Annotated in this window: 8 protein-coding genes; 4 read left to right on the forward strand and 4 right to left on the reverse strand. The window is 68.3% G+C overall.

Translation table 11 applies throughout. The annotated features are described in order from the left end of the window. Window positions 1–80 precede the first annotated feature (80 nt). Genes AWC17_RS21865 through fgd form a run of 4 tightly spaced genes read right to left on the reverse strand, consistent with a single transcriptional unit; the run spans window position 81 to window position 5,226 of the window. The gene (locus AWC17_RS21865) at window positions 81–935 is read right to left on the reverse strand and encodes an endonuclease domain-containing protein (protein ID WP_046182195.1); all 855 of its coding nucleotides are present in this window, start codon (window positions 933–935) and stop codon (window positions 81–83) included. Between the two features lie 56 nt (window positions 936–991). After that, on the reverse strand, window positions 992–2,152 hold the full coding sequence (locus tag AWC17_RS21870) for an acetate kinase (RefSeq protein WP_046182194.1): 1,161 nt from the start codon (window positions 2,150–2,152) through the stop codon (window positions 992–994). Next, window positions 2,145–4,223, reverse strand: coding sequence for a phosphate acetyltransferase (gene pta / locus AWC17_RS21875; protein WP_046182193.1), 2,079 nt, complete (start codon window positions 4,221–4,223; stop codon window positions 2,145–2,147). Before pta ends, AWC17_RS21870 begins: the two co-directional genes overlap by 8 nt. Next, window positions 4,216–5,226: a glucose-6-phosphate dehydrogenase (coenzyme-F420) gene (gene fgd / locus AWC17_RS21880; protein ID WP_046182192.1), complete on the reverse strand. Its 1,011-nt coding sequence runs from the start codon at window positions 5,224–5,226 to the stop codon at window positions 4,216–4,218. Before fgd ends, pta begins: the two co-directional genes overlap by 8 nt. A 29-nt stretch (window positions 5,227–5,255) precedes the next feature. Here fgd and AWC17_RS21885 point away from each other — a divergent pair, with 29 nt between their 5' ends. The 4 genes from AWC17_RS21885 to AWC17_RS21900 all read left to right on the forward strand — a co-directional run bounded on the left by AWC17_RS21885 (window position 5,256) and on the right by AWC17_RS21900 (window position 9,234). Next, the gene (locus tag AWC17_RS21885) at window positions 5,256–5,999 is read left to right on the forward strand and encodes an MBL fold metallo-hydrolase (protein ID WP_046182191.1); all 744 of its coding nucleotides are present in this window, start codon (window positions 5,256–5,258) and stop codon (window positions 5,997–5,999) included. Next, a complete protein-coding gene (locus AWC17_RS21890) occupies window positions 5,996–6,460 on the forward strand; it encodes an SRPBCC domain-containing protein (protein ID WP_046182190.1) in 465 nt (154 codons plus the stop codon). Before AWC17_RS21885 ends, AWC17_RS21890 begins: the two co-directional genes overlap by 4 nt. A 311-nt stretch (window positions 6,461–6,771) precedes the next feature. After that, window positions 6,772–8,217 carry an amidase family protein gene (locus AWC17_RS21895; protein WP_046182189.1) on the forward strand — a complete coding sequence of 482 codons (1,446 nt, stop codon included), beginning with the start codon at window positions 6,772–6,774 and terminating at the stop codon, window positions 8,215–8,217. A 9-nt stretch (window positions 8,218–8,226) separates the two neighbouring features. After that, window positions 8,227–9,234: an NAD-dependent epimerase/dehydratase family protein gene (locus tag AWC17_RS21900; RefSeq protein ID WP_046182188.1), complete on the forward strand. Its 1,008-nt coding sequence runs from the start codon at window positions 8,227–8,229 to the stop codon at window positions 9,232–9,234. The last annotated feature ends 43 nt before the right edge of the window (window positions 9,235–9,277 follow it).

The raw sequence follows: 9,277 nt of genomic DNA on the forward strand, positions 1-9,277 counted from the left end.
TCTCCCCCACCCGCTCTCCTCGCATCGCGTGTGCGCCCAGGGCGGCGACACGCCGGGCGGTTTCAACCCTGAGCGCACACTCAAAGCCGTGAACGCACACTCGATGCGGCCAGCGCGGCCCGAACCCGACGGACGATGGCGGCGGGGCGGTCCTCCGCGACGACCCGGACGACGATCCACCCCATCCGCTCCAGCGTTTCGATCCGCCGAATGTCCTTGACGTATTGCCTTCTGTCCGTGCGGTGTTGGTCGCCGTCATACTCGACGGCGACCATGGCCTCCTCCCAGCCCAAATCCAGGAAAGCGACCGGGAATCCGTCGTCACCGAGCACCGGTAGCTGGGTCCGCGGCCGCGGCAGACCCGCATCGATGAGCAGCAGCCGCAGGTAGCTCTCCCTGGGCGACTGGGCGCCGGCGTCGACCAGCGGCAGCGCGGTTTCCAGTCGCCGCAAGCCGGGTGAGCCGGGATGGCATCGCGCGACCCGCAGTACGTCGTCGGCCTTGAAACCCGTCGCCCTGGCCAGCGCGTCGAGTCGCACCACGGCCGAGCGGACGGCCCCGCCCCGGCCGATGTCGAAGGCAGTGCGCTCGGGCGTGCTGACCGCGTAGCCGCCCATGATCTGCGTCTCGCCCTCCAGCAACCCCTCGCGCCGCGTCAGCACGCCGGGCGGCGGGCGGCCGTTGGTGTGCGCCAGCTCGACGGGCACATCGTCGGGAATCCATTCGGCGCCATGCAATCTGGCGGCGGCCGCCCCGACGACCGTCGCCCGGCGGCCCGACCACAGCCAGGCCGCCAGGATCCGCAATTCAAGCGACGGCTCGACGCCGTTCGGCAGGTAGACGTTCGGAAGCACCGCGCGGTAGCGCGTTCTCAGTTGATGCCGGGTCACCGCCCCGGACGCCAGCGCCTCGCTGCCGATGAACGGATCTCCCATGCCGGGAACGTTCGCACGGGAGCGGCGGCCGGGGTGTGCGGCTATCCACAGGGCCGCTATGAACCGCTCAGCACGCTGACGCAGTCGCGGGCGATGGCCAGCTCTTCGTTGGTCGGGATCACCAGCACGGCGATCGGGGATTCGTCGGCGGAGATCTGCCGGGCGCCCTTGCCGCCGCCGAGGTTGCGCCGTCCGTCGAGCACGATGCCCAACTCCTCCAGCCCGGCCACCGCGTCGCGACGCACCGCGGCGTCGTTCTCCCCGATGCCGGCGGTGAAGGTGATGACGTCGGTGTGCCCCAGCACCGCCAGGTAGGCGCCGATGTACTTGCGCAGCCGGTGGGTGAACACGCTGTAGGCCAATTGGGCTGCGCCGTCGCCCGATTCGATCATCGTGCGCAGCCGGCGGAAGTCGCGCTCACCGGACAGGCCCACCATCCCCGACCGCTGGTTGAGCATGGACTCGACCTCGTCGACGCCCATCTTCGCCATGTGGCAGAGGTAACTGACGATGCTGGGGTCGATGTCACCGCTGCGGGTGCCCATCACCAGGCCCTCCAGCGGTGTCAGGCCCATCGAGGTGTCGAGGGGCCTGGTGCCGGCGATCGCCGAGGCGGAGCAGCCGTTACCCAGATGCAGCACAATCTGTTTCAGGCCATTCAGCGGCCGGCCCAGGAAGGTGGCGGCCTGCTGGCTCACATACCGGTGCGACGTGCCGTGAAACCCGTAACGGCGGATCTGCCAGCGTTCGGCCAGGCCGCGGTCGATGGCATAGGTCGCCGCCGCGGGCGGCATGTCGTGGAAGAACGCCGTGTCGAAGACCGCGATGTGCGGAACATCCGGCAGCAGCTTGCGCGCCACCTCAATTCCCTTGACCGCGGGCGGATTGTGCAGCGGCGCCAGTTCCGACAATTCGTCGAGCTTGCCGATCACCGCGTCATCCACCGGTGTGGGCTTGTAGAACGTGTTGCCGCCGTGCACGACTCGGTGGCCCACCGCTACCAGGCCGCAAGCACGGAGGTCGATCCCCTCCTCGTACAGCGTGTCGAACGCTTGGCGCAGGGCCGCGTCGTGGTCGCGGACCGGGGACGACTCTTCTCCGATCCGTTCGACGTTGCCGGTCGCGCGGGCCACGCCCGAGTCGGGATCGACCAACTGGTATTTCAGTGAGGACGAGCCGGCGTTGATCACCAGCACAACCCGGTCGGCGCTAGCCATGAACGCCCTGCGCCTGGATCGCGGTGATGGCAACGGTATTCACGATGTCCTCGACCAGCGCGCCGCGGGACAGGTCGTTCACCGGTTTGCGCAGGCCCTGTAACACCGGCCCGATGGCGATCGCCCCGGCGCTGCGCTGGACGGCCTTATAGGTGTTGTTGCCGGTGTTGAGGTCGGGGAAAACCAGCACCGTGGCGCGGCCGGCCACCGCTGAGTCGCGCAGCTTGGTGGCCGCGACGGACGGTTCTATCGCGGCGTCGTACTGGATGGGGCCCTCCACGGGCAGCTGCGGCGCCCTGAGTCGAACCAATTCCGTTGCCTTCCTGACCTTCTCGACATCGGCGCCGGTGCCCGATTCGCCGGTGGAGTACGACAGCATGGCCACCCGCGGCTCGATGCCGAACTGCGCCGCGGTGCGCGCGGACGAGATCGCGATGTCGGCGAGCTGCTCGGGCGTCGGGTTCGGGATGATCGCGCAGTCGCCGTACGCCAGCACCCGATCTGGCAGGCACATCAGGAAGATGCTGGACACGGTGGCGACATCCGGGACGGTCCTGATGATCTCGAAGGCCGGCCGAACGGTGTGCGCCGTGGTGTGGGCGGCGCCGGACACCATGCCGTCGACAATGCCGTTATACACCAGCATGGTGCCGAAATAGGTGGCGTCGCGCATGATCTCGCGGGCGTGCTCGACGGTGACGCCCTTGGCCTTGCGCAATTCTGCGTACTGGTCGGCGAACTGGAAGCGTAAGTCGCTGGTGAGCGGGTCGATCACGTGCGCACCATCGAGATCCACCCCGAGTTCCCCCGAACGCTGGCGGATCTGCGCCTCGTCGCCCAGCACCGTGAGGTCGGCCACGCGGCGCTGCAGCACACGGCCGGCCGACTTGAGGATGCGGTCGTCGTCGCCCTCGGGAAGGACGATGTGCTTGCGGTCCGAACGCGCCTGCAGCGTCAGCCGGTGGATGAACATCTGCGGCGTGGTCACGGTGGGTATCGGAATGGCAAGCTGTGCAAGGAGATCCGTGACGTCGACGTAGCGGTCCATCAGCTCCAGCGCGGTGTCGATCTTGCGCTGCGAGTTCGCCGTGACGCGGCCTCGGGCCGCGGCGGCCGCACTGGCGGTGTCGTAGGTACCCAGCGCGGTGGCGATGATGGGCAGTCGCAGCCGCAGCCCGGCGACCAACGCCGCGATGGAGGGATGCAGTGGGAAGCCGCCGTTGAGGACGATGCATGACAGCGACGGAAACCCTTCGGCCGCATGGGCGCTCGCCACGGCGAGCACCACGTCCGAACGGTCGCCGGGGGTGATGACCGCCATGCCGTCGCTCAGCCGTTCCAGCACGTGGTCGGCGGTCATCCCAGCGACCAGCACGCCGGTGACCTCGCGTTCCCGCAGCGACGCCTCACCGCTGACCGGCGTTCCGCTGACGGCCTTTTCGAGTTCGGCTACCGTCGGCGCGGACAGCAGCGGCTCTTCGGGCAGCACGTAGCTGCGCTGGGTGAAGGCCTGCAGCGCCTCGGCGACCTCGCCCAGCTGTGCCGGTTCGCAGCGGTTGGCCACCACCGCCGCGGCGTGGGCGCGCTGGGTGGCCAGCTCCGTCAGACACACCTCGACGACGCGCGCCACCTCCTCGGGGGTGCGGCCCCGGCCGCTGACGGTGAGCAGCACGGGCGCACCGAGGTTGACGGCGATCCGGGCGTTGACCGAGAGCTCAGCGGGCTGGGTGACGTCGGTGTAATCGCTGCCCACGATCACCACCGCGTCGCAGTCGTCGGCCATCGCGTGATAGGCGTCGACGATGGTGGCGATCGCGGCGTCGCTGTCGGCGTGCAGCTGCTGGTACGTCACGCCGACGCACTGCTCGTAGGACAGGCCCGCGGTGGTGTGCTGCAGCAGCAGGTCCAGGATGTAGTCGCGGTCGTTGCCGTCGGGAACCCGTGTGATGGGCCGGAAGACGCCGACCTTGGCGACGGTCGCGGTCAACCGGTGCAGCAGCCCCAGCGCGAGTGTCGACTTGCCGGTCTCCGGTTCCGGAGCGGCGATGTATATCGCTGAGGGATCAGGCAAGTCGCCGCAGCCTGGGAGCCAGGTCCTTTTCGAAGAGGTCCAGGAACCGGCGCTGGTCGTGGCCGGGGGCGTGGAACACCAGGTGGTTGAGCCCCCAGCCGACGTAGCCCTTGACCTTCTCGACGGCCTCGTCGGGATCGGACGCCACGATCCAGCGCTTGGCGACCTGCTCGATCGGCAGCGCGTCGGCGGCCTTCTCCATCTCGATCGGATCGTCGATGCTGTGCTTCTGCTCGGCGGTCAGCGACAGCGGCGCCCAGAACCGGGTGTTCTCCAGCGCCAGCTCGGGATCGGGATCGTAGGAGATCTTGATCTCGATCATCTTGTCGATGTCGTCGACGTTGCGGTCGTTGGCCGCTGCGCCCTCCTGCACGGCCGGCATCAGCTTGTCCTTGTAGAGCTCCTCGCCCTTGCCGGAGGTGCAGATGAAACCGTCCCCGGCCCGCCCGGCGTATTTGGCCACCGCCGGTCCGCCGGCGGCGACGTAGATGGGGACGCCGCCCGCGGGCACGTCGTAGATCGAGGCGCCCTTGAGCCGGTAGTACTCGCCGTCGAAGTCGACGCGGTCGCCGCGCCACAGCTCGCGCATCAGGCGCACCGATTCGCGCAGCCGGGCGAACCGCTCCTTGAACTCCGGCCACTCGCCCTCGTAGCCGGTGGCGATCTCGTTCAGCGCCTCGCCGGTGCCCACGCCGAGGAAGATTCGGTCGGGGTAGAGGCAGGCCATGGTGGCGAAGGCCTGCGCGATGACGGCGGGGTTGTACCGGAAGGTCGGCGTGAGCACCGAGGTGCCCAGCACGATCCGCTTGGTGCGTTCGCCGACGGCGGTCATCCAGGACAACGAGAACGGGGCATGCCCACCCTCGTGTCGCCACGGCTGGAAGTGGTCGCTGACGGTTGCGCTGTCCATGCCGTGACCTTCGGCGGCGACAGCGAGTTCGACGAGCTCGCGCGGTGCGAATTGTTCGGCGGATGCCTTGTATCCAAGTTTCAGTTCAGCCACCCGTTCTTTCTACTCCTACACTCGCGGGCATGGCGGAGCTAGTTCAGGTCACCGACACGGTGCACCTCGCCCAGGGCGACGCGGTCAACTGGACGCTGGTCACCGACGACAGCGGCGTCATGTTGATCGACGCCGGCTATCCCGGGGACCGCGAGGACGTGCTGGCCTCGCTGTCCAAGCTGGGCTACGGCCCGGGCGACGTGCGCGCCATCCTGTTGACGCACGCGCACATCGACCACCTGGGCACCGCGATCTGGTTCGCCGGCGAGCACGGCATTCCCGTGTACTGCCACGCCGACGAGGTGGGACACGCCAAACGGGAGTACCTGGAACAGGTGTCCATTATCGATGTGGCGCTGCGGATTTGGCGGCCCCGGTGGGCCAAGTGGACCGCCCACGTGGTCCGCAGCGGCGGCCTGATCCGCGACGGCATCCCCACCGCCCAACCGCTGACCGCCGAGGTGGCCGATGGACTGCCGGGCCAACCGAGGCCCGTTTTCAGTCCCGGCCACACCAACGGACACTGCTCGTACCTGATCGACGGCGTGCTGGTCAGCGGTGACGCGCTGATCACCGGCCATCCCCTGCTACGTCACCGCGGACCGCAGCTCCTGCCGGCGATTTTCAGCCACAGCCAACAGGACTGCATCCGTACCCTGTCCGCGCTGGCGCTGCTCGACACCGAGATCCTGTTGCCGGGGCACGGCGACGTGTGGCGCGGACCGATTCGTGAGGCGACCGCCGCGGCCCTCACCCTGGCGAACGGCGAATGACCCAGACGCGCGTCACCCGCCACATCCGCGCGCCGCGGGGGTCGGTATATCGGGCCCTGCTCGACGCCGACGCGGTCGCGGCCTGGCGGGCGCCCGAGGGGATGACCGCGATCGTGCACTCGTTCGACGCTCGCGTCGGAGGCCACTTTCGGGTGTCGCTGACATACGAATCACCGGACGGCAGAGGCAAGACCGCCGATCGTACGGACACCTACCACGGCCGGTTCGTCGAGCTGGTGCTCGACGAGCGCGTCGTCGAGGAGATCGAGTTCGAAACGTCCGATCCGGCTTTCGCCGGCCCAATGCGGATGACGACGACGCTCAGCGACGCCAACGGCGATACCACCGTCGTCGTGCACCATGACGGCATACCGTCCGGAGTTTCCCCGCAGGACAACGAGATTGGCACCGAGATGGCGTTGGATAAGCTCGCGGCCTTGGTGGAGAGGGATCCGTTGTGACGGTTGCCAAGTCGATCGTCTTGTTCGCCGGGGCGGCCCTGTTCGAGATCGGGGGGCGTGGTTGGTGTGGACATGATCGCGCTCGGCGCTTGCGGCTTTGTGGCCACCCTGCGGCCCGACGGCGCATTTCGGTCGCATCTTGGCGGCCTGCGGCCGGGTGTTCGTCGCGGCAGCGCCCTCGCGTCGCGGGGCTTCGCCGAAGCGGCTCGGTAAGCGTTCCCGCATCGGCGATGTCGTCGTCTCACAGGAGTGCGCTTTGGCGGGCGCCGGTGAACGTAGACTCGATCGGGGGCTTAGCGCGAAGGGCATGGATGACCGCCGTTGATCAGGACCTGGTCTTTGCCGGGGTGGCACGGCAGGCACAGTTGGTGCGCGATCGTGAGGTTTCGCCACGCGAGTTGGTCGCGTTCCTCCTGGAGCGGATCGCGCAACTGGACCCGGTGTTGAATGCATTTCGCGTCGTGCTGGGCGAGCAGGCGATGGCGGAAGCAGCGCGGGTCGAACGGCGGCTCGCCGCCGGGGAGGTGCTGCCGCTGGCGGGCGTGCCGGTTGCGGTCAAAGACGACACCGATGTGGCGGGGGTTTCGTCGATGTGCGGCACCGGGATTGACACGGGCCCGGTGAGCAGCGACAGCGCCGCGGTGCGGCGCCTTCGAGCGGCCGGCGCGGTGATCATCGGCAAGACGCATCTGCCCGAGTTCGGTGCCGTCCCGATGTGCGAGTCGCCGACCTGGGGAGTGACACGCAATCCGTGGCATCTGGACCGGACAACCGGGGGTTCCAGCGGTGGTTCGGCGGCGGCGGTGGCAGCCGGCATGGTGCCCGGGGCACTGGGCACCGATGGGGGCGGGTCGGTTCGCATTCCGGCCGCGTGCTGCGGGCTGGTGGGCCTGAAGGGTCAACGCGGGTGGATCAGCACCATGCAATCACCCGAGCGGGCCTACCGGTTCCACGGCCTGCACCACATCGGCACGCTGGCCCGCAGCGTGGTCGATGCGGCGCTGCTGCACGACGCGATGGCCGGCGCCGAGCCCAACGACGAGATCACTTCAGCGTCACCGGCACCAGCGTTGACGGACGCGGTATCGCGCGCGCCGCGCCGTCTGCGGGTCGCGATCTCGTTCAAGCCGGTGGTTCCCGTGCCGGTCAGCGAGGAGGTGCGCCGCCCAGTGCTGGAGACCGCCGAGTTGCTCCGCTCGCTCGGCCACGAGGTCGTTGAGCGTGACCCGAGCTATCCGCCGGCTGCGACGCTCGCCGTGTTCGCACTGATGATGAATGGTCTCGCCCATGAAATCGACCGGCTGCCCACACCTGAGTTGCTGGAGCGGCGGATTCGAGCGGAGGGGCGTACCGCCCGCCTGGTCCCCGACTGGCTGGCTCACCGCGCGCTGGCCATGCGGGACCGGATGAGCGAGCGGGGGTTGCGGCCCATAGCCGATTGCGACGTGCTGATGACGCCGGTGCTGGCGAAGCCGCCGGTGCCTGTCGGACACCTTGAGGGGCTGGGGCCAACCCGCGCCATGGCGCGGGTATTGGCGTTCATGCCGTTCACCCCCCCGCAGAACTACACGGGGCAACCGGCCATGTCGATTCCGGCCGGAGTCTCGGCCGACGGCGTGCCCGAAGCTGTCCATCTGGTCGGGCGACCCCACGACGGGTCTACACTCGTTTCGCTTGCCGCGCAACTGGAATCGGTGCGCCCGTGGGCTCACCACCGGCCGCCAGCCGCGCGGTACCCCGCACCGGCCCAAGGTTGACCCGAACCGATGGCACACGCCCTGGTAACCGGAGCAAGCGGGCTGCTGGGATCCAACCTGACCGCCGAACTGATCGCGCAGGGGCACACCGTGACCGCCACGCGGCGCCCGAGCACCGATACGAGTTCGCTGGCCGACCTCCCGGTCAAGTGGGTCTTCGCCGACCTCGGTTCGGTAGCAGACCTCTGCAATGTGTTCGTCGGCGCCGACGTTGTCTTCCATTGCGCCGCATGCGTTTCGACCAGGAGAACGATCACACCTGCGATCTCGGCCGTCAATGTTGACGCGACGCGAGCTGTCGTCGAAGCCGCGATTGCCGTCGGCACGCCGCGGGTCGTCCATACCTCGACCGCGAACACGATCGGACCTACACCCGACGGCACACGCGCCGACGAGCAGACCCCATGGGGGTGGGACGAAGCCGGGCTGGCATCGGCCTACCCAGTCACCAAACGGCGTGGCGAAATCCTCGTGCAGCGGGCCTGCGACAAGTTGGATGCAGTCATCGTAAACCCCACCTACCTGGTCGGCCCGCGCGATGCCAGACCCAGTTCCGGCCGTCTCATCGTCGAGGTTGCCAACCGCCGAATTCCTTATTGGACACCGGGATACAACAACTTCGCGGATGTCGGCGAGGTGGCGCGTGGAATGATCGCCGCCTGGTTGCATGGGAAACGTGGCGAACGCTACATCCTGGGCGGCCAGGAGCTGACGTATCACGCCTACATCGAGCGAGTGGCACGGGAGGTCGGCGTCGACCCGCCGCATAGACGGTTGCCCTATCCGGTCGCATGGATCGGGGGTAAGGCCGGCGACCTGCTCGAGGCCGTCACCGGTCGGGAAACCACGGTGAACTCGATGTCCGTCGGGTACGCGTTCACCGACCGTTACCGGTACCGCAGCGATAAGGCGGTGCGAGAACTGGGTTATGTACTGGCCCCCATTGAGCCTGCAATCCGCAACGCGGTCAAATGGTTTCGCGCTCGAGGCATGATCCGATCCGGGGAGATTCCATGACGCCACAGCGCAACACGAGATACCACGCGTCGCCGCTCGTTTC

It is taken from the genome of Mycobacterium nebraskense, from assembly GCF_002102255.1.
GTDB lineage: Bacteria > Actinomycetota > Actinomycetes > Mycobacteriales > Mycobacteriaceae > Mycobacterium > Mycobacterium nebraskense.

Bases quoted from the DNA above. Each gene is read 5' to 3' on its own strand.
- AWC17_RS21890 (WP_046182190.1), top strand. From the start codon at position 5,996: ATGACCCAGACGCGCGTCACCCGCCACATCCGCGCGCCGCGGGGGTCG.
- AWC17_RS21895 (WP_046182189.1), top strand. From the start codon at position 6,772: ATGACCGCCGTTGATCAGGACCTGGTCTTTGCCGGGGTGGCACGGCAG.
- AWC17_RS21885 (WP_046182191.1), top strand. From the start codon at position 5,256: ATGGCGGAGCTAGTTCAGGTCACCGACACGGTGCACCTCGCCCAGGGC.
- AWC17_RS21900 (WP_046182188.1), top strand. From the start codon at position 8,227: ATGGCACACGCCCTGGTAACCGGAGCAAGCGGGCTGCTGGGATCCAAC.
- AWC17_RS21865 (WP_046182195.1), bottom strand. From the start codon at position 935: ATGGGAGATCCGTTCATCGGCAGCGAGGCGCTGGCGTCCGGGGCGGTG.
- AWC17_RS21870 (WP_046182194.1), bottom strand. From the start codon at position 2,152: ATGGCTAGCGCCGACCGGGTTGTGCTGGTGATCAACGCCGGCTCGTCC.